At 66.7% G+C, this 18,439-nt stretch carries 17 protein-coding genes, 1 tRNA gene and 4 pseudogenes; 7 read left to right on the plus strand and 15 right to left on the minus strand.

Annotated features, from left to right (window positions below; all coding sequences use genetic code 11):
- Positions 1-115 precede the first annotated feature (115 nt).
- The gene (locus J2126_RS03550; protein ID WP_245327192.1) at positions 116-913 is read left to right on the plus strand and encodes a DUF2189 domain-containing protein; all 798 of its coding nucleotides are present in this window, start codon (positions 116-118) and stop codon (positions 911-913) included.
- Positions 914-953: 40 nt separating this feature from the next.
- On the opposite strand, the gene J2126_RS03555 is transcribed toward J2126_RS03550, so the two are convergent.
- Both J2126_RS03555 and J2126_RS03560 read right to left on the minus strand, forming a co-directional pair.
- On the minus strand, positions 954-2,192 hold the full coding sequence (locus J2126_RS03555; RefSeq protein ID WP_348634219.1) for an NUDIX hydrolase: 1,239 nt from the start codon (positions 2,190-2,192) through the stop codon (positions 954-956).
- 211 nt (positions 2,193-2,403) lie between these two features.
- A complete protein-coding gene (locus J2126_RS03560) occupies positions 2,404-3,156 on the minus strand; it encodes an SIMPL domain-containing protein (protein WP_209484023.1) in 753 nt (250 codons plus the stop codon).
- 190 nt (positions 3,157-3,346) lie between these two features.
- On the opposite strand from J2126_RS03560, the gene J2126_RS03565 reads away from it, so the two are divergent.
- Positions 3,347-3,422, plus strand: a tRNA-Ile gene (locus tag J2126_RS03565).
- Positions 3,423-3,667: 245 nt separating this feature from the next.
- Positions 3,668-4,327, plus strand: coding sequence for a DUF1345 domain-containing protein (locus J2126_RS03570; protein WP_209484025.1), 660 nt, complete (start codon positions 3,668-3,670; stop codon positions 4,325-4,327).
- A 20-nt stretch (positions 4,328-4,347) separates the two neighbouring features.
- Here J2126_RS03570 and J2126_RS25910 read toward each other — a convergent pair.
- The 12 genes and pseudogenes from J2126_RS25910 to J2126_RS03630 form a co-directional block, all read right to left on the minus strand.
- Positions 4,348-4,581 (minus strand): annotated as a pseudogene (locus tag J2126_RS25910) (helix-turn-helix domain-containing protein); the annotation flags it as partial.
- 28 nt (positions 4,582-4,609) lie between these two features.
- On the minus strand, positions 4,610-4,960 hold the full coding sequence (locus J2126_RS03580; RefSeq protein WP_209484027.1) for a nitrile hydratase accessory protein: 351 nt from the start codon (positions 4,958-4,960) through the stop codon (positions 4,610-4,612).
- Between the two features lie 11 nt (positions 4,961-4,971).
- A pseudogene (gene nthA, locus J2126_RS25915) lies at positions 4,972-5,433 on the minus strand (nitrile hydratase subunit alpha); the annotation flags it as partial.
- Positions 5,433-5,753: pseudogene (locus J2126_RS25920) on the minus strand (GTP-binding protein); the annotation flags it as partial. The pseudogenes nthA and J2126_RS25920, both read right to left, overlap by 1 nt.
- A 513-nt stretch (positions 5,754-6,266) precedes the next feature.
- Positions 6,267-6,764, minus strand: a complete 498-nt coding sequence (locus J2126_RS03595) for a flavin reductase family protein (RefSeq protein ID WP_209484029.1) — start codon at positions 6,762-6,764, stop codon at positions 6,267-6,269.
- Entirely contained in the window at positions 6,764-8,083 is a 1,320-nt protein-coding gene (locus tag J2126_RS03600) for an LLM class flavin-dependent oxidoreductase (protein ID WP_209484031.1), read from the minus strand. Before J2126_RS03600 ends, J2126_RS03595 begins: the two co-directional genes overlap by 1 nt.
- A 138-nt stretch (positions 8,084-8,221) precedes the next feature.
- Complete coding sequence (locus J2126_RS03605; RefSeq protein WP_209484033.1) at positions 8,222-9,448, minus strand: ABC transporter substrate-binding protein; 1,227 nt, start codon at positions 9,446-9,448, stop codon at positions 8,222-8,224.
- On the minus strand, positions 9,445-10,026 hold the full coding sequence (locus J2126_RS03610; protein ID WP_209484034.1) for a carboxymuconolactone decarboxylase family protein: 582 nt from the start codon (positions 10,024-10,026) through the stop codon (positions 9,445-9,447). Before J2126_RS03610 ends, J2126_RS03605 begins: the two co-directional genes overlap by 4 nt.
- Positions 10,026-10,946, minus strand: a complete 921-nt coding sequence (locus J2126_RS03615; protein ID WP_209484036.1) for a branched-chain amino acid ABC transporter permease — start codon at positions 10,944-10,946, stop codon at positions 10,026-10,028. The genes J2126_RS03610 and J2126_RS03615 overlap by 1 nt, the downstream gene beginning before the upstream one ends.
- Positions 10,947-10,956: 10 nt before the next feature.
- On the minus strand, positions 10,957-11,820 hold the full coding sequence (locus J2126_RS03620; protein WP_209484038.1) for a branched-chain amino acid ABC transporter permease: 864 nt from the start codon (positions 11,818-11,820) through the stop codon (positions 10,957-10,959).
- Positions 11,821-11,823: 3 nt separating this feature from the next.
- Positions 11,824-12,582 (minus strand): ABC transporter ATP-binding protein, encoded by a 759-nt coding sequence (locus J2126_RS03625; RefSeq protein ID WP_209484041.1) that lies wholly within the window; start codon positions 12,580-12,582, stop codon positions 11,824-11,826.
- Positions 12,579-13,313: an ABC transporter ATP-binding protein gene (locus tag J2126_RS03630; protein WP_209484043.1), complete on the minus strand. Its 735-nt coding sequence runs from the start codon at positions 13,311-13,313 to the stop codon at positions 12,579-12,581. The genes J2126_RS03625 and J2126_RS03630 overlap by 4 nt, the downstream gene beginning before the upstream one ends.
- Positions 13,314-13,537: 224 nt before the next feature.
- Between J2126_RS03630 and J2126_RS03635 the strand changes: the two genes are divergently transcribed.
- A complete protein-coding gene (locus J2126_RS03635; RefSeq protein ID WP_209484045.1) occupies positions 13,538-14,410 on the plus strand; it encodes a LysR substrate-binding domain-containing protein in 873 nt (290 codons plus the stop codon).
- Between the two features lie 27 nt (positions 14,411-14,437).
- Here J2126_RS03635 and J2126_RS03640 read toward each other — a convergent pair whose 3' ends face one another.
- Complete coding sequence (locus J2126_RS03640) at positions 14,438-15,004, minus strand: TetR/AcrR family transcriptional regulator (RefSeq protein ID WP_209484047.1); 567 nt, start codon at positions 15,002-15,004, stop codon at positions 14,438-14,440.
- 264 nt (positions 15,005-15,268) lie between these two features.
- Here J2126_RS03640 and J2126_RS03645 point away from each other — a divergent pair, with 264 nt between their 5' ends.
- The 3 genes and pseudogenes from J2126_RS03645 to J2126_RS25235 form a co-directional block, all read left to right on the plus strand.
- Complete coding sequence (locus J2126_RS03645; protein ID WP_209484049.1) at positions 15,269-16,090, plus strand: phytanoyl-CoA dioxygenase family protein; 822 nt, start codon at positions 15,269-15,271, stop codon at positions 16,088-16,090.
- 90 nt (positions 16,091-16,180) lie between these two features.
- Positions 16,181-17,344 (plus strand): ABC transporter substrate-binding protein, encoded by a 1,164-nt coding sequence (locus tag J2126_RS03650; RefSeq protein WP_209484051.1) that lies wholly within the window; start codon positions 16,181-16,183, stop codon positions 17,342-17,344.
- A 47-nt stretch (positions 17,345-17,391) separates the two neighbouring features.
- Positions 17,392-18,300: pseudogene (locus tag J2126_RS25235) on the plus strand (branched-chain amino acid ABC transporter permease); the annotation flags it as partial.
- Between the last annotated feature and the right edge of the window lie 139 nt (positions 18,301-18,439).

Here is an 18,439-nt window from a genome sequence, read left to right on the forward strand (position 1 = left end):
CAGGCTTTGTCGACCCTCCGGCCTAGCACTTTCGGCCAGCCTTGAGCGAAGCCCTTTACAACCCCCTTTTCCCCTCCCAGTCTTCTCTCAAAGAGAAGAAATTCGGGAGGTAAAGATGGTGGATACGGTCGAGAACCGGCCACAGACCGTGCAGGCAATGCCGGCGGTCCGGGCGGTGACGTTCGCGGATGTGAAGGCCGCGCTCATCGAGGGACTTTCGGACTTCGCGCGGGCACCGGCGTTCGGGCTGGCGTTCGGCGCTCTTTATGCGGCAGGCGGCCTTGCCATCGTCGGCTGCGTCTTCTTCTTCGACCTCGGTTACCTTGCTTATCCCCTGTTCGCCGGCTCGGTGCTGATCGGCCCGTTCGTGGCAGCCGGCCTCTATGACGTGAGCCGCGAACTCGAGGCGGGCCGGCAGCCCACCTGGCATGGCGTCATGTCCACCATCTTCGCCCAGCGCCAGCGCGAACTCGGCTGGATGGCCTTCGTCACCATCTTCGCCTTCATCATCTGGATGTACCAGGTGCGGCTGCTGCTGGCGCTGTTCCTCGGCTTTGCCTCGTTCGCCACGCTCAGCGACTTCCTGCGCGTACTGTTCACGACCTCCGACGGCATCGCCTTCCTGGCCGTGGGCCATGTGATCGGGGCGGCGCTGGCGCTGGGACTGTTCTCCATCACCGTCGTATCCTTCCCGCTGCTCATGGACCGGGACCTGGACGTGGTCACCGCCATGATCACCAGCGTGCAGGCCGTGCTCACCAGCCCCGGACCGATGATCCTGTGGGGCATCTGCGTGGTGGCGCTCATCGCCATCGGCGCCGCGCCGGGCTTCCTCGGGCTCATCTTCGTTCTGCCGGTTCTGGGCCACGCCACGTGGCACCTTTACCGCCGGGCCGTGGCGCCACTGCCGTAAGAGGCGCCGCCGGCGCCCTGCGCGGCGCGGCGCGGCTGGCCTAACGCTTCGGCTTGGGTGCGGGTTTGGTCGTGGATTTGGGTGCAGCCGCGTTCCGTGGCCGACCTTTCTTGATCGCGCCGGCCGCTTCGGCGACGGACGCGAGAGGGGACTGGGCGGCTTTCAGCACCTTGGCCTTCACAGCCGGCTTCTTGGTAATCGCGGCTTTGGCCGCGGATTTTGCCGGAGCACCCTTCGCCGGCACAGCCTTCACAGCAACCTTGGCCTTCGTTCCATTGCCCTTCGTCGCCTTGGGACGCACGACCTTGGCGGGTGTCACCATCTTGGCCGGCGCTGCCGCCTTGGCTGGCGTTGCCGTCTTGGCTGGCTTGGCGACCGCCTTTTTCGCGGCGTCTTTTGTCTTTTCGACCGCTTCAGCCGGGATGGGCTCAACCGACTCGGTCTTCGCCTTCGCCGGAGGCGCTTTCGACACCTTTTTCTTGGCTGTCTTGGCTGTCTTGGCCACGGCAATCGGCGCGGTCTCTTTGTCCCCTGCCTCGCCGGGATAACGGCTCTCCGGCTCGATGGCCGCCGTCTCACCGTCCTTTGCGGCCTTCGCCTTCCCTGCCTTCGCCTTGGGCGTTTTGGCCTTTGGGGGTTTGGCCTTCGAGGGTTTGGCATCGGCCTTGGCCGGCTTCGCCTCTTTAAGCGCCTTGACCTTGGGCGCCTCAGGCTCCGCCTGAGCCGTCGCAGGGTCCTTGCCTTTGGCGACCTTGGCCTTGCTGCCCGAAGCCCTGTCGTCCTGAGCCTTCGCCGCCTTCACTTTCGCCGGCTTCGCCTTGGCTTCAGGCTGCTCTTCCGCTCCCGCCGTTTCGGCGTTCTTCTCCGCCCAGCGCCGCGCCATGATGGCTCCAAACGACAGGATCAATTCGGAGAGATCCTCCTCCTGAACCGCCGCAGCCGCCGTCTCGACGGAGAACCAGAAGCCGTAGCGCTGGAAGCGCTCCGGCCATTTCTGCAACAGCCGCTTCACCTTGAGGGGAAACACCAGCACGTCGCAGAGCACCGAGCGGGTGCCGAGGCGCTTCTCATAAGTGTAGGCGCCGAGCGGCTCGCGGGAGACTACGCCGACGAGCCCGGCTTCCTCATAACACTCGCGCGCCGCTGTCTTGGGCGGGGTGAGGCCCTTGATGGGCCACCCTTTGGGAATCACCCAGCGGCGCGTCTCGCGCGAGGTGATCAGGCGGATCTGTACTTCGCCATCTCGCCGGACACGATATGGCAGGGCGGCATACTGCACCCTGCGCCCGCCCGGAACACCGGTGGCAACCCGAACATGTGGCCAATCCGACCAAGGCGCCATGGGCGTTCCAGGAGCGGCGGAACGTGAAAGACGAACTCAGGAAGCGCGGATTCCCTTCTCCGCCCGCCGACGGCAGAATCGGTCATCAAACCTGATCTATCATAAAGCCTTGCAACCAAGAACCGCGCCGGACGGCACGGCTGGCCCGTCACTGGGGCTCGGCCTCGTAAACCAGCACGGTGCGCGCCCGAACCTCGATCTCACCGGCTTCCACGGGCACCGCCATGCGGGCCGCATCGGCCTTCATCATCATGGGCGCCGGCATGATGGGTCCACCGCTCTGTCCCTCGGGCTGGATCGACATGATGCGGGTCAGCCGAAGCCCCGCCGCCGCGGCGACGCCTTTCGCCTGGTCAATGGCGTCCTTCACGGAGGCGGCGCGCGCCTCGCCTTCAAGCCGCTCGCTGTCGGCGAGCGCGAAAGAAAGGCCAGAGGCCTGATTGGCGCCGGATTGCACCACCTTGTCCAGCAGCGCGCCGAGCTTGCCGAGATCGCGCACCGTGATCCGCACCGAATTGCGCACTTCGAACCCGATCAGCTTCGGCGCCTCCCTGGACGGCGGCTGCGGATAGGACTGCTGGGGCTGGATCGAGAAAGACGAGGTGGAGATGTCGTTCGGCGCGATGCCGGCCGCCTTCAGCGCCGCAATCACATCCGAAACCGACTTGGAATTGGCGGCCAGCGCCTCGTCCGCCGTCTTGGCGTTGCTGACGACGCCGGTGGTGAGGACCGCCATGTCCGGCGGCGCGGTGCGCTTCGCCTCGCCGACCACGGTGATGGTCGCTGCCGCCGCGGCCGGTCCGGCAACGGCCAATGTCGCAGCCAGAGCCGCCGCGAACACAACCGCCGCGCGAGTGGCGACGCGCGGGATGGAAACGGTGCGGGGCGGCGCATGACGCATGACGGTATCCTCGTTCGGTCCCGGCCGATGTCCGGGGGACACGGAACGGGAGACGACAGCGCGAACGCGGCACCATTGCGGCGAAGCCACCCGCCATCCCCACCCTGGCGACCCGACGGCACCCGCCGGCGGGAATCTGTTGTTCCCGGCAGGCAGGATTGCTAGAGCAGCAACCAGACGCTGCGCGTTGGGGCCTGTAGCTCAATGGTTAGAGCTGACCGCTCATAACGGTTAGGTTGGGGGTTCAAGTCCCTCCGGGCCCACCATTTTTGTCAAAGGCTTACGCCGAGGGCCGCTCACCAACCTGTGCTTTGGCCAACTAATCGCCAATGGCACACGGTCTGGGCGTAGATTCCCGCCGTTCTCGGTCCGGTGCCGCTGGCGTTCCGCAGTGGCGGCAAGGCTCGGCGCCTCCGAAGGATCCGGTTCATCGGGATTTGCTGCGAGGCGGTCTCCGATACTGGTATCTTGGTCTTGCAGCCCATCCCCTTGGGCCGGAGGTCAGGGACGGATGCCTTTACTCCCATCGAAAGCGACAAGGCGCAGCATCGGCAACGTGATTGCCCCGGCGCGCTTCATCGCGTTCGCGGTCCTGCTGGTTCTTGTTGGCGGCGTATCCGTATGGCTCTTGGGCTGGCGCCTTGGCTTCATGACCGGGTTCGATGTCGCATCGGCCATCTTTCTCCTGTCCTGCTACGGCCTGCTGGACGATGCGCCCAGCGACATGCGCGCGAATGCCAAGCGCAATGATGCCAACCGGCCGGCGCTGTTGGCGCTGACATTCGTCATGGGGCTGCTGATCCTCACGATCGTGGCCAGCGAGCTGATGGAAAAGGGCAGCGCCGGCCCCGGCACGATCGCGTTGATCGTGCTAACGTTGGTTTTGGCGTGGATCTTCAGCAATACGGTCTATACGATCCACTACGCCCATTTATTCTATACGAATTCAGAAGACGACACGGATGTGGGCGGCCTGGCGTTTCCCCAGACACGTGAACCCAATTATTGGGATTTCATCTATTTTTCCTTTTGCCTTGGCATGACGTTCCAGACTTCGGACGTGGAGGTGACAAGCACGTACATACGCCGCGCGGTGACGTTCCATTGCCTCGCCGCCTTTATTTTCAACATCGGCATTCTTGCATTCAGCATCAATTCTCTGGGCGGCTGAATTGATCGTACCGGCACCCGTCAGGCCATGCCGCGACCCGTCGCGCCTTCCGCGACGGGCGTGCCGCGATGCCCCGGGGACATGACAGCCGAAACGACATGCAGGCCGGGATGGAAGCGGCTGCGATAGGCGGCCGGGGTCACGCCGATGGTTTTGGCCAAGATGCGCCGCATGGTGTTCATGTCAGCGAAGCCGCAGTTCGTGGCGATGCGCTGGAGCGGCTGGGCGGTGTCCTCCAGCAGGCGGCGGGCGGCACCCGGGTCGGAAAGGCCGCGGCCGGCGTCAGGCGGCGTGCGGTTCGGCCAAGGCGGTGGACAGCGCGGCGGACAGCTCCGCCGGGTCGAGGAGGCCGGTCTTCACCACGGCCGTTTCCAGCGCGGCGAGCCAGCGCTCGTAATAGTTCCAGGACGAGCGGTCGGCGGGGTGCGCTGCCTCCCATCGGCCGATTTCCGCGATGAGTTCGTCGCGGAAATCATCCCATTCGAAATAGCCGTTGCGCGCGAGGGTCAGGGCGACACCGAAGGCCGTCCGCTCCCATTCGCTGCCGAAGCACAGCGTGCCGTTTGCCCGGGCCGGGGTGTCCGGCTGGCCCATCATCTCGGTGACGGCGAACTGCTCGAAGCGGGTGAGCATCGCGCCCTCCCCTACGCCGCGCGAGCGACGGCGACGCCCATCATCGCCTCGGGCGTGACGAGAGCTTCCAGCTCCGCCTCGCTCAGGCCCTCCGTACCGGCGGGCCGCTCAGGCACCACGAACCAGCGGATCTGCGCGCTCGAATCCCACACCTTCACCTGCGTGCTCTCGGGCACCGCGAGGCCGAATTCCTTCAAGACCACCCTCGGCTCGCGTGCCGCCCGGCTGCGGAAGGTGGGGTCCTTGTACCAGTAGGGCGGCAGGCCCAGAACCGGCCAGGGATAGCAGGAGCAGAGCGTGCAGATGATGAGGTTATGGACGCCCGGCGCATTGGCGACCGCCCGCATGTGCTCGCCCTCGGCCCCCGCCATGCCGTCCGGCAGCGCCAGCTCGGCGATGGCAGAGGGCGTGTCGGCGACGAGACGGTCCTTGAAGCCGGGATCGACCCAGGCGCGGGCCACGATCTTGGCCCCGGGTTGAGACGGCTCAGCATCTCCTGGGTCGCGGCCAGGGCCGCCTCGTCCACCAGATCCACCTTGTTGAGCAGGATCATATCGGCGAAGCAGATCTGTTCGCGTGCTTCGTCGAGGGCGAGATGGTCGGCGACGTGGCGGGCGTCCACCACGGTGACGATGGCATCGAGCGCGATCCGCGCGCGCAGGACCTCATCCAGCATGAAGGATTGGATGACGGGGCCGGGTTCGCCGGGCGATGCCTCCAGCAGACGGTTGAGGAGCGTGGTCTTGCCTGCGCCCAGGAATCCGGTGAGAATCGTCGCCGGCATCTTGTCCATCGTGCCGCCCAGCTTCAACTAATCGTGTCGAAGTCGACAGAATTGAAGGCGACGCTCGGCTTGCGGGCAATATGCTGGAAGCGTCAGATTCTGCCAAAGGGGCTGCAAAAACGGACAAGCCCGAAAAGTTCGGCAGAGATGATTTAATTATTGTCATTATACTTACTATTTAATCGGAAAAGGCGCAACACGAATGCAGACCAACTCCGCTGCCGGCGCACAGTCGGCGGAAGCCGTGCTTACCGTTCCGACACGTCAAGCAAAGCTGCGTGGCAGGGCTCGCTCTGGCCTTCCACCGTCCCGCCGCTCCGCCCCCTCAGACGCAACCGCCCTGAGCGCCGCATCGCGCGAGGACGGCAGCCGCTCGCCATTGCCTCCTATCTCGCCCAGGCTCCGGGCGACGATGCCCGGCGCAACGGGGTCCACGCGGCCGTCGCTGCGCCGTGGCCGCCGCCCTCACTGGCTCAGGCGGGGTAAAAAGGCGCGCGCAGACAGGGTGACAAATCATCGCCCTCAGGCCAGCTGACGAAACGCACCATCGAAGTAAAGCAGCGGCTCGGCGCCGCGACAGCTGACGCCGATGACCTCTCCGACGAAGATGGTGTGCGTGCCGGCGTGGTGGCGCTCGCGCAGCCGGCATTCGAGCACAGCCACGGCTTCGGCAAGGAGGGGACAGCCGGTCTCGCCCCACCCGTGGGCGATACCCTCGAACGGCTGATCGAGCCGGCGGGCGAACCGCCCGGCCAGATCCTGCTGGTGCGCGGCAAGGATGTTGACGGCGAAGGCACCGCTGTCGGCGATCAGTCCATGGGAGGTGGTCTCGCGGTTCACCACGGCGAGGATCTGCGGCGGGGCGGTGCTGACACTGCACACGGCCGTCGCCGTCATGCCGTTGAGCTGGTCGCCCCGGCGCGAGGTGATGACGGTGACGCTGGCCGCGAGCACGCGCATGGCCGCCTTGAAATCCGCCGCGTCCACCGGCGGTTTCTCGATGCTGGCGGAAGGGCGCATCAGGCCGCCCCTTCGGCGAGGAGATCGCGCAGATGCCCGCCGCCATACCCCCGCCGAAGATATCCGCGGGCCTGCAGGAGCGGCACCACCGCGCCGACGAAATCCTCGAACGTGTCCGGCAGGAAGGCGGGCGACACGACGAAGCCGTCCGCCGCCCCGCTGTCGATGATGGCGATGAGCTGGTCCGCCACCTCCTCGGCCGTGCCCACGGCGCGCGGGCACATGACGCCGCGCGCATAGACCCCCCCTGCCTCGGCGATGGTCATGCCGCCATCGGGCGTGATGCTGCGCAGCGCCGCCATATTCCCCTGGCTGCCCGAGGCGGCGATCTCCTTCACCGTGGCCTCCATGGGCAGGCCGGAGAAATCGGTGTTGGCGTGGGCCGCCAGCGTGGACAGGCCGGCCACCGGGTCGGCGAGGGAATCGTGCAGCGCCTCCTTCTCCTGCGCCTCGGCGCGGGTGGCGCCGATGAAGGGCATGATGGCCATCAGCACCTTGCTGGCGCCCGGCGGCCGGCCCGCGGCTTCCAGCGCGCCAGCGACGTCGGCCTTGAAGGCATGCATGCGCTCCAGATTGGGCTGCAGCGCGAAGATGACATCCGACCAGCGCGCCGCGAACGCCTTGCCGCGACCGGAGGAGCCGGCCTGCACGATCACCGGCCGCCCCTGCGGGCTGCGCGGGATGTTGAGCGGCCCGCGCGACTGGAACCACGGCCCGCGATGGTTCACGTAATGCACCTTGGCGGGATCGGCATAGATGCCCGCCGCCCGGTCGAGGACGAGGGCGTCCTCATCCCAGCTGTCCCACAGGCGGAAGGCCAGCTCCATGAATTCGTCGGCCCGGTCGTAGCGCTCGTCATGGCCGAGATGGGGCACGGTGCCGAAGTTCAGCGCCTCGCCGTCATTCATGGAGGTGACGACGTTCCACGCGGCGCGCCCGGCGGAGATGTGGTCCAGCGTCGCGAACTCGCGGGCGATGTTGTAGGGCGCGTCATAGGTGGTGGAGCGCGTGGCGCCGAGGCCGATGTGGCGGGTCACCGCCGCCATGGCGCCGAGGATGGGCATGGGGTCCATGCGGGTCGCGTCCTGATCGCCCCGCGCGAGGCCGGCGGCATGGCTGTCGCCGTAGCGATCGGCGATGGCGAGGCGGTCGGCGAAGAACAGGAAGTCGAAACACCCCTGCTCCAGCAGACGCGCGATGCGCACATAATGGTCGAGGCTGAGAAACGGCGTCTCGTGGGCCGGATTGCGCCAGATGGCGTGGCTGTGGACCACCGGCCCGGCGATCAGGAAGCCGCACAGATGCATGGGTTTGGGCATGATTTTTCCTCCCTGTCCCGTTGGGCAAGGCTCTGCGTTCATGCGCCGGGTGCCGCGCGCATGGTGATGATGGACCTAGATGCTCAGCCTCGACGGCCGTTCCCCGGCCGGGCCGGGGAACGGCGGGTCAGGAAGGCCTCAGGTAATGACGCCGAGGGTCACGTTCTTCCCGCCCTTGATTTCCTGGACGAGGAAGGAGCGGTTGATCTGATCGCCACGGGCGTCAAAATCGCAGGTGGCGCCGGCGCCGATGAACTTGATCTTCTTGCCGGCGCGGATCAGCTCCAGCCCCTTCACCACGTCGTCCACTTCCTCGCCGGGCGGGTTGCAGACCTCGAACACCGACTTCGCCCACACCTTTGCGTCGGATGATTTGGCGTGCTCCATGGCGAGGGCTGTCACGCACATCTGGTCGTGGGCATTGCCCGCGAAGAGGAACACCGTGCCGGGCGCCGCGCCCATCTCCTTCACGAATTTCTTGTAGGAGGGCGAGTCCAGCGGCGGCGCGGGCTGGAGATGGTAGATGCCGTTGGCCACCTCCGGTCCCGCTGCCTGGAGGAACTTGCCCTCCGCATCGGCACCGATGGACAGCGCGACGATCTTGGACTTGAAGCCGCCGCGATAGGCCTCCTTGGCGATGGAGACGAAATCGGTGAGCAGCGAGAGGCAGAACACCGCGTCCGGATCGCCGCCGAACGCCTTCTCGACTTCCGAGCGGTAGGACGGCTGGTCCGGGTTGTACATCACCACTTCGAGCACCTTGCCGCCGAGCTTGGCGAATTCGGCCTTGAAGGGCTCGATCATGGCCACGACGAAGGGGTTCTGCTGGGCCAGCACCACCGCCGTCTTGGCGCCGATGGTCTTCATCACCTTGGCGCCGGCGGGGCCCCAGGAGGTGCTCTTTGCCTGGAAGCGGAAGACCATGCCCTTGGTGTCGCCCTCGGTCACCGCGTTTGCGGCGCACGAGACCATCTGCACCTTGTCGGCGGCGAGGATGATGGGCTTGGCCGCCAGCGCGATGGGGCTGCCCCAGAAGCCGCCCACCAATTCCACCTTGTTCACCTCAAGGAGCTTCTTGGTGGCGGTGACACCGACCGTGGGATTGGTCTCGGAATCCTCGATGAACAGCTTCAGCGGGCGCCCGCCGAGGATGCCGCCGGCATCATTCACCCATTTCACCGCCATCTCGGCGGCCTTCTTCATGTCCGGGCCGTAGGGGCCGGTCGCGCCGGAGAAGGGCAGCACCATGCCGATAGGGATCTCGGCCGCCTGCGCTGCGGCTGGCCGCCCAAGCAGGGCAGCCGCCGGGAGCGAAGCGAGGCCGGCGACCACATGCCGGCGAGTGAGGGGCAGACTGCGCGTCACGGCTGTTCTCCTGCTGCTATGTCGGGTTCGGGATGGAGGTGGAGCAGCGCTTCTGCGGCGCCGTCGTCGATCTGGAGCGCGTCGTTGAAGCGGTTGAAGAAGCCGGCGAGCGCCGAGCGAAGGGTCAGCTCGACGATCTGCGCCTCGGTGAAATGCCGCCTGAGGTCGGCGAACACCTGATCGCGGATGCCCCAGGCGCGCTGGGTGACGAGGCGGGCATAGTCGATCACCGCGCGGTCGGCCGCGTCGAAGGCGGGATGGCCGCTCGCGGGCAGCGCCGCGACCGCCTCCGCCGGGACGCCTTCCACTTCGAGCAGAGGAGTGTGGTGGGAGACGCAATAGGGGCAGGCATTGAGCTTGGAGACCGTGACGACCGCCAGCTCGATGTAGCGGAACGCCACGCCCTCGCGCGCCCGCAGCTCCATCAGCATCCGGTAGAGATGGTCGAGTGCGGGCGGCACATGGGCGAGCACCGCCGCCTGATCGCGGAAATCGGCGTAGCCGCCGGCGAAGGCCGCGAAGACCTCCGCATAGGCCGGCGGCAGATCGGCCGCGGTGAGGGGTGCGACGCGGGGCATCAGGCTTTCTCGCTTTCGGGCGGGAAGAATTCGGCGAAGCGGCGCTTCGGCTCGGAGACGAGGCCCTCCGGCCGCAGGATGAGCAGGAGCACGATGCCGACCCCGATCATCCCGAGCCGCAGCGCGGACAGCTGGGCGCCGTCGATGCCGGGGATGAGGTCCTTGAGGAAGCGCGTCGCCTCCAGGATCAGCATGATGGAGCCGGCGCCAAGCACCAGGCCGAGGTTGGAGCCGCGCCCGCCGGCGATCACCGCCATGAAGGCATAGGCGGTGATGATGGGCGTGAACTGGCTCGGGTCGATATAGGTCAGGAAGAAGGCGTGCAGCGCCCCAGCCACGCCCATGATCGCCCCGCCGATGGCGAAGGCGCGCACCCGCAGGGCGAGCACCGGCTTGCCCAGCGCCGCCGCCGCCGTCGCATCGTCGCGGACCGCGCGCAGGGCGCGGCCGAAGGGCGAGCGGACCAGCGCCTCGCTGAAGACGAAGGCGACCGCCACCAGCCCAACCGCGAAGGCGAGGATCACCGCATCGCCCCACCCGGCCGGCGTGATGCTCGCGAAGGGTCGCGGTATGTCGGCGATGCCGAGGGCACCACCGGTCAGGCCGCCGAGATTGAGCAGCAGGATGCGCACGATCTCCGCGAAGCCGATGGTGACGATGGCGAGATAGTTCTCCTCCAGCCGGATGGTGAGCAGCGACAGCAGCATGGACAGCCCGGCGCAGACCGCCGCGGCCAGTGCGAGACCGGCGAACCAGCCCACATACGGCGCGCTGATGGCGAGGGTGTATGCGCCGAGCGCGACGAAGCCGGCGACGCCGAAATTGACCAGACCCGCTAGGCCCCATTGCAGGTTCAGCGCCAGCCCCACGAGGGCCGCGATGGCGACGAGGATGACGACGGTGACGAGGTAGGAGATCATTGCCGCACCCTCACTTTCTGATGGCCTTGGCCCCGAACAGGCCATTGGCGCGGAACAGGAGGAGCAGCAGGATGACGCCGAAGCTCACGATCTGCCGGAACGAGACGGGCAGGACGAGGGCGGACATCTCCTCCGCCACGCCGATGAGAAGCGCGCCTGCCACCGCGCCGATGGGACTGCCCAGCCCACCGAGGATGGCGGCGGCGAAGATGGGAATCTGATAGTTCCAGCCCATCAGCGGATCGATGGCGCGATCGAGCCCCGCCAGCACGCCCGCAAGCCCGATCAGCGCGCCAGTGAGGGCGAAGGTGATGCGCGCGATGGTCCGCCGCTCCACCCCGCGCACGGCCGCGAGCGCGGCGTTGTCCGCCACCGCCCGCATGGCGCGGCCGAGCGGCGAGGCGGTAATGAGCAGGTGCAGCAGCACAAGCGCGATGACAACCACGCCGGCGGTGATGATCTGCTCGTGATTGATGCGCAGGCCGTTCCAGCGGATCGGTCGCGCAACCGCGAGATCGAAGCTGCGCGCGGCATTGCCGAAGATGAAGCGGCAGATGTTCTCCACCACGAGCGAGACGCCCATGGAGGCGACCAGCAACGTGATGGAGCCGCGGGCGCGCAGCCGCTCGAATACCAGCGCATCGGCGATGAGGGAGGCGAGCGCCACCGTCGCCGCAGCAAAGGCCGCCGCAATCGGCAGGGGCAGCCCGAGCACCACGTTCGCCGTATAGGCCGCATAGGCCCCCAGCGTGAGGAAAGCGCCCACGGCGAAGTTTGCGAAGCGCAGGATGCCGAACACCAGAGTCAGCGCCAGCGCCGGCAGGGCGAGCAGAAGGCCGGTGACGAGGCCGTTGAGGAAAAGCTGAAGCGCCATGGCTTAGGCCGCCTTTCCGAAGAACAGGCCGGCGAGGTCCGCCTGCCGGATGTCGCCGGCAGTGGCGCGCAGGGTCAGCCGGCCGGCGACCAGCACCACCACCTCATCGGCGATACCGAGCGCCGCGGCGACATTCTGCTCCACCAGCAGCACTGTGACGCCCGCCTCCCGCACGCGGACCACCGCCTCCATCGTCTCACCGACGATCTTGGGCGAGAGGCCTGCGGAGGGCTCGTCCAGCAGCAATACCTCTGGGTTTGCTAGGAGCGCACAGGCGAAGGCCAGCATCTGCCGCTGGCCGCCGGAGAGGTTGCCCGCGAGCGTGCGCGGCCGCTGGCGAAGCTCCGGGAAGAGGTCCAGCACCTTCTCCCGCTGCTCCGGCCCCACGCCGGCCCGGCCGCGCAGGAATTCGGTGGCGAGCTTCAGATTCTCGGCGATGGTGAGGGTGGCGAAGATGTTGGCTTCCTGCGGCACATAGGCGAGCCCCGCCGCCACCCGGCGCGCCGGCGACAGCGTGGTGATGTCCCGGCCGGTCACGGCCACGGTCCCGGCCCGCGTCGGCACCAGGCCGGCGATTGTCTTGATGAAGGACGACTTGCCCGAGCCGTTCGGACCGATGACGGCGACGATGCTCTCGGCCTGCTGCGCGAGGTCGATGCCGCACACGATGTCCCCGCCCCTGCCGTAGCCTGCGCGCAGACCCGATACGGACAAAGCGAGGGACAGCTCGGCCGTCTTGGAATCGAGGGGGGCCGCCGTCATGCCGCCACCCCGAGATAGGCGGAGACCACGCGCGGATCCGAGGTCGCTTCGGCGAACGTGCCGGAGACGAGCACGCGCCCCAGGGCGAGCACGTGGACGCGGTCGCACACCTCCTCCACCAGATGCATGTCATGCTCGACGATACCGAAGGTGAGGCCTTCCGCCTTCAGCTCCCGAACCAGCCGCACGATCTCGAGACGCAGCGGCGGCGAGACGCCCGCACCCGGCTCGTCGAGCAGGATCAGCTTGGGCTTCATCAGCAGCGCGCGCGCCATTTCCAGCAGTTTCTTCTGGCCACCGGAAAGCATCGCGGACGGTTGGTCGGCGAGCTTGACGAGCCCCACCCGCTCCAGCAGCGCACGGGCGAGGTCGGCATTGGCGCACTCCTGCGCCCACCATTTGCGGCGGCCGAACAGGGCGCCCGCCACGCTCTCACCGCTTTGGGCTGGCGGCGCGGCGAGAAGCGTCTCGAATACGGTCAGGCTGGAGAGCTCGCGCACGATCTGGAAGGACCGGACCACGCCCTTGCCTGCCATCACGTGGGCCGGCAGGCCGGTGACGTCCTCGCCCTCCAGACGCACCGTGCCGCCTTCGGGCCAGGCGAGGCCGGTCAGTGCGTTGAGCAGCGTGGTCTTGCCCGCGCCGTTGGGACCGATGAGGCCGGTGACCTGACCGCGGGCGATATCGAGGGTCACGCCATCGAGGGCGGCGACGCCGCCATAGCGACGCATCAGACCATCAACCTGAAGGAAGGGGCTCGGATTCACGTCGTCTCCACGGCGCAGGCGAGAGTGCCTCGCTGTTGCGCAAATGCCTTTTTGATGTGCATCAAAATCAGAGATTTTGAACAGTCGTTGGACAGTCGATCACGACCACGCACAGATTAGACCGAGACATTCCGCTCAAATCAAATTTATATTGCTTTGCACTTGGCCAAGTATTTTTAATGAGGCCGATGTCGCACCCGTTGGAGATCGCCCTGCTGCGCACCTTCGTCCTCCTGGTGGAGGAGAAGAGCGTGACCCGCGTGGCCCGGCGCCTGAACCGCACGCAGCCCGCCGTTAGCCTGCAGATCCGGAGGCTGGAGGCGGCTGCCGGCTTTCCTTTGTTCGAGCCGGACCTGCGGCATCTCAAGCTGTCGCGCCACGGGGAGATGCTTCTGCCGCATGCGCGCACCATGCTGCGGCTCGACGAGGAGGCCCGGCTGCGGCTCTCTGCGGACGATGTGGCGGGGCGCGTCACGCTGGGCTGTCCGGATCTTTATGCCGCCTTCCTGCTGCCGGACACCCTGGCGCGCTTTCGCGACACCTATCCGGGGGTGGAGGTGACTGTGCGTTGCGCTCTGTCGCGACAACTCGCGCAGGACATGAGCGAAGGCCTTCTGGACATTGCTATCGCCACACGGATGCCCGGCGTCTCGCCGCGCGTGGGCACCGGCACACTCCTGCGGCCCGAGCCGTTGATCTGGCTGGGGGCGGAAGGCGGCAGCGCGCACCTCGCCGACCCTGTCCCGCTCGCCATGCTGCCGGACGGCAATCTCTATCGGGACTATGCGCTGGCGGCGCTCGACCGTATCGGCCGGCGCTGGCGCATCGCCTGCGTATCGGAAAGCATTGCCGGGCTTCAGTCCATGGCTCTCGCGGATTCGGCGGTCTGCGTCCTGGCCCAGTCGGTGCGCACGCCGGGGCTGGTCCGCCTCGGCAGCGCGGAGGGCCTGCCGGCGCTTGAAGGCGTGGACCTCATCCTGTGGGAGCGCCATCCCGGCGGCTCGTCGGCAGCGGACCATCTTGCCGCTCACATTCGCCGGTCCGTGTCGGAAGGGGCGTGATCCGCCCGCGTCCGCGACCGCAAGGACTCACGCCATGCGTACCGAAACGGCCGCGGGCGGACGGAGGCCATCAAAAACGCAGTCGGCGAGGCTCCCGGCCCACGCTGGGGTCAGGGGTGCGTGCGGAACGAGGATGCGATACCAGATCGGCCCGTAGAGCGCATCGATCACCACATCGAGATCGATGTCGGCGCGCAGCTCCCTGTTCGCGATCCCCCGCAGGAGGGCCTTCTTCGCCTCTTCCCGGCGCGGCAGGACATAGCCCTCGAGGAGCGCGCGCAACGTCTCCGGGTCGCTCTGGCCCTGGGCGACCAGCGCGGAAATGGTGCGCCCCACCTTCTGGCCATAGACCTCGGCGACCCGCATCATCTGGCTCTTCACGTCGGCAACCGCCGAGGACGTCGTCGGATAGCTGATCTTTTGAGCAGTCTCCGCGAGGAAGCCTGCCATCGCCAATGCCCCACGGTTCGGCCACCAGCGGTAGATGGATGAGCGCGCCGTACCCGAGCGGGTTGCAACGGCATCGATCGTAAAGCCCGAAAGTCCGCGCTCTTCGAGCAGCTCGTTCGCTGCCTTGAGGATTGCGATCTTCACTTCATCACCTTGCGGGCGACCGCGGCGGCGAACGGTTTTATTGTCCGTGCTCAAAATTTAACGCCCATCATCGAGATTTTGCCCAGATTATCGCCCGGCCCTTAACTTGACAATCAGCCGGCCTGATTAAAACTACACACTGTCGCTTTTATCCGGATCCATGGAGCGAAGCCCACGGTGTGCGTCGGCCGGCGCCGCCTTCCTGTGAAGCCCCGAAACCGCCTGCACACGCGCAGGCATACGCAAACACAGCGAGGAAGCGCAATGACTGGCGTGCTCAGCCCCGAACAGATCGCGCATTTCAATTCCGAGGGATTTCTCTGTCCGGTCCGGGCCATCAGCGCCGAAGAGGCCCGCGCCTATCGCAATAAAATCGAAGACTTCGAGGCCAGCTCCGGCGAGGAGGTGAACAAGCGCCTCAAGATCAAGGCCCATCTGGCCTTTCCCTGGCTGATCGAACTGGCGCGCCATCCGCGCATCGTGTCGGCCGTCCAGGATATTCTGGGGCCAGACATACTGCTCTTCGGCTCGTCCGCCTTCGCCAAGAATGCGCGAGACCCCCGCTTCGTTTCCTGGCACCAGGACTCCGCTTACTACGGCCTGAACCCGCACCAGGAAGTCACCGTCTGGCTCGCTCTGTCGCGCGCCAGCACCGAGAGCGGCTGCATGAAGGTCATCCCGAAGAGCCACCTTGGCCCGGACCTCGTCCACGAGGAGACCTTCGATGCCGACAACCTGCTCGCCCGCGGCCAGAAGGTGACGGTGGACGAGAGCCTCGCCGTCGACATGCCCCTCGAACCGGGCGAGTTCTCCCTGCATCACGAGCGCACGGTGCATGGATCGCCCGCCAACATGTCGGACGACCGGCGCATCGGCATCGCCTTCTTCTACATGCCCGCTCATTGCCGTTCGATGCTGGGGCGCCGTTCCGCCCTGCTCATCGCCGGCGAAGATCGCCACGGCCATTGGGATCGCGATCCCGAGCCGCGCTTCGACCTCGACCCCGAGAGCCTCGCCTTCATGGAAGAGGTCTGGGCGAGCTACCGCGACGACGCGACGACCGTTCAGGCCGCCCGCCTCGCCTGACCCATTGCTCCGGCCGGGCACATGCTTCGGCCGGAGCACAGCCATCTGGAAGCCGCCCGCCTGCCCCCTTTGAAACCGAGAGCGCATTCCATGAAAGCCAGCATCCTTTTCAGCGCAGCCCTGTCTCTCCTTTGCGCCGCCCCCGCCTTTGCCGACCCGGTGAAGGTCGGCGTCATCCTGCCCCAGACCGGTGTCGGTGCCGTGCTCGCCAAGCAGATGCAGGCGGCTATCGAACTCGCCGTCGCCCACGAGGGCGGCAAACTTGGCGGACAGCCGGTGGAATTCATCTGGAGCGACAGCCAGGGCAAGGCGGACGTGGCCAAGCAGCTCGCCGACGAGATGGTGAAGTCGAAGCGCGTGGACTTCCTCGTCGGCCCCGTCTTCTCCTCGGAGATGATGGCGGTGCATGGCGGCCTCGCCCGTACCGACGCCTTCGTGATCTCGCCCATTTCCGGGCCGGCGCCCATCGCCGGCAAGTCCTGCTCGGCGAATTTCTTCAACGTGTCGTCGCAGAACGACCAGCAGGCCGAGGCGCTCGGCGCCTATCTGGAGAAGCTCGGCGTCAAGCGCGTCTATGTCATGACGGTCAACAACCAGGCCGGCAAGGACATGGTTTCCGGCTTCAAGCGCAACTTCAAGGGCGAGCTCGTCGGCGAGGTCTACACGCGGTTCGGGCAGGTGGACTTCGCCGCCGAGCTGAGCGCCCTGCGCACCGGCGCGCCGGAAGCCACCTTCATCTTCTATCCCGGCGACATGGGCGTCCAATACGTGAAGCAGTACGCCCAGGCCGGCCTGGCAAAGTCGACGCCGCTCTACACCGTGTGGACGGTGGACCAAGCGACGCTGCCGGCCGTGGGCGACGACGCCATCGGCGTGCGCTCCGGCAATGTGTGGAGTGTGGACCTGCCCAACGCCGCGAACGCCCGGTTCGTTGCCGACTTCAAGCAAAAGAACGGCTTCCTGCCCAACGACTACGCAGCCCACGCATACGATTCCATTCTGCTTGTCTCCAGCGCGGTCAAGGCGGTGAATGGCGACATGAGCCGGAAGGACGACATCCGCAAGGCGCTGCAGAAGGCGGACTTCGCCTCGAACCGCGGAAAATTTGCATTCAATACCAACCACTTCCCCATCGAAGACTATTATGTCCGCGAGGTGGTGAAGGGCGAGGATGGCACGCTCGTGACGAAGACCGTCGAGAAGGTGATGACGGACGCGAAGGATGCCTATTACCAGGACTGCCCGCTGAAGTGATCGCGGATCATCTTGAAGAGAACTCCTGACACAGCGGGACGTCGATCATGCAACTCCTGTTCGTCGAGCAACTCCTGAACGGGGTCCAGCTCGGGGTCATCCTGTTCCTGATGGCGGCGGGGCTCACGCTCACCTTCGGCATCATGAACCTCGTGAACCTCGCGCACGGCTCCCTGTTCATGCTCGGCGCCTATCTGGGCGTCGCCTTCGCGCTGGTCACGGGCTCGTTCGTCGCGGGGTTCGTCGCGGCCGGCATCGCCACCTTCGTCATCGGCCTCATACTTGAGAGGCTGGTGATCCGGCATCTCTATGCCCGCAGTCACCTCGATCAGGTGATGTGCACCGTGGGCCTCGTCTACGTGCTCAACGAGGCGACGCGGATGGTGTTTGGGCCGGAGCCGCTGCACGCGCCCATCCCGGCCTTTCTCGCCGGCTCGGTGGAGCTCATTCCCGGCGCGCCCTATCCCGCCTACCGGCTGGCGATGATCGGGGCCGGGCTTGTCATCGCAGGCCTGCTTTATGTCCTCATCGGCCGGACGCGGATGGGCATGCTCATCCGCGCCGGCGCCAGCAACCGAGTGATGACGAGCGTTCTGGGCGTGAATATCGGCGCGATCTATGCCGTGGTCTTCGGCATCGGCGCGGCGCTGGCGGGCTTTGCGGGCTACATCGCCGCGCCCATCCTCACCGTCTATCCGGGCATGGGCGACAACGTGCTCATCCTGGCGCTGGTGGTGCTGGTCGTCGGCGGCATGGGATCGGTGAAGGGGGCCTTCGTGGCGGCCCTGCTGGTGGGCGTCATCGACACCATCGGCCGGGCCTATCTGAAGGACCTCATGGCGCTGGTCCTCTCGCCGGTGGCGGCGAACACGGTGGCGCCGGCTCTCGCCTCCATGCTCATCTACATTCTGATGGCGGTGATCCTGTTCTTCCGGCCGCAGGGGCTCATCCCGGCCGCCGGCCTGCGCCGGCCTGAGGCGCCGCCGGAGGCATCCGACCTCGGCCCGACAGGCCCCGGCCTACTGGCGCGCTGGCGCGTGCCGGCCATCGGGCTTCTCGGCGGCGGCTTCCTGCTGTTGCCGCTGGTCGCCGGTA

This window comes from Xanthobacter flavus (assembly GCF_017875275.1).
Taxonomy (GTDB): domain Bacteria; phylum Pseudomonadota; class Alphaproteobacteria; order Rhizobiales; family Xanthobacteraceae; genus Xanthobacter; species Xanthobacter flavus_A.

Bases quoted from the DNA above. Each gene is read 5' to 3' on its own strand.
- J2126_RS03550 (WP_245327192.1), top strand. From the start codon at position 116: ATGGTGGATACGGTCGAGAACCGGCCACAGACCGTGCAGGCAATGCCG.
- J2126_RS03560 (WP_209484023.1), bottom strand. From the start codon at position 3,156: ATGCGTCATGCGCCGCCCCGCACCGTTTCCATCCCGCGCGTCGCCACT.
- J2126_RS03570 (WP_209484025.1), top strand. From the start codon at position 3,668: ATGCCTTTACTCCCATCGAAAGCGACAAGGCGCAGCATCGGCAACGTG.
- J2126_RS03580 (WP_209484027.1), bottom strand. From the start codon at position 4,960: ATGCTCACCCGCTTCGAGCAGTTCGCCGTCACCGAGATGATGGGCCAG.
- J2126_RS03595 (WP_209484029.1), bottom strand. From the start codon at position 6,764: ATGCGCCCTTCCGCCAGCATCGAGAAACCGCCGGTGGACGCGGCGGAT.
- J2126_RS03600 (WP_209484031.1), bottom strand. From the start codon at position 8,083: ATGCCCAAACCCATGCATCTGTGCGGCTTCCTGATCGCCGGGCCGGTG.
- J2126_RS03610 (WP_209484034.1), bottom strand. From the start codon at position 10,026: ATGCCCCGCGTCGCACCCCTCACCGCGGCCGATCTGCCGCCGGCCTAT.
- J2126_RS03615 (WP_209484036.1), bottom strand. From the start codon at position 10,946: ATGATCTCCTACCTCGTCACCGTCGTCATCCTCGTCGCCATCGCGGCC.
- J2126_RS03620 (WP_209484038.1), bottom strand. From the start codon at position 11,820: ATGGCGCTTCAGCTTTTCCTCAACGGCCTCGTCACCGGCCTTCTGCTC.
- J2126_RS03625 (WP_209484041.1), bottom strand. From the start codon at position 12,582: ATGACGGCGGCCCCCCTCGATTCCAAGACGGCCGAGCTGTCCCTCGCT.
- J2126_RS03630 (WP_209484043.1), bottom strand. From the start codon at position 13,313: ATGCGTCGCTATGGCGGCGTCGCCGCCCTCGATGGCGTGACCCTCGAT.
- J2126_RS03635 (WP_209484045.1), top strand. From the start codon at position 13,538: ATGTCGCACCCGTTGGAGATCGCCCTGCTGCGCACCTTCGTCCTCCTG.
- J2126_RS03645 (WP_209484049.1), top strand. From the start codon at position 15,269: ATGACTGGCGTGCTCAGCCCCGAACAGATCGCGCATTTCAATTCCGAG.
- J2126_RS03650 (WP_209484051.1), top strand. From the start codon at position 16,181: ATGAAAGCCAGCATCCTTTTCAGCGCAGCCCTGTCTCTCCTTTGCGCC.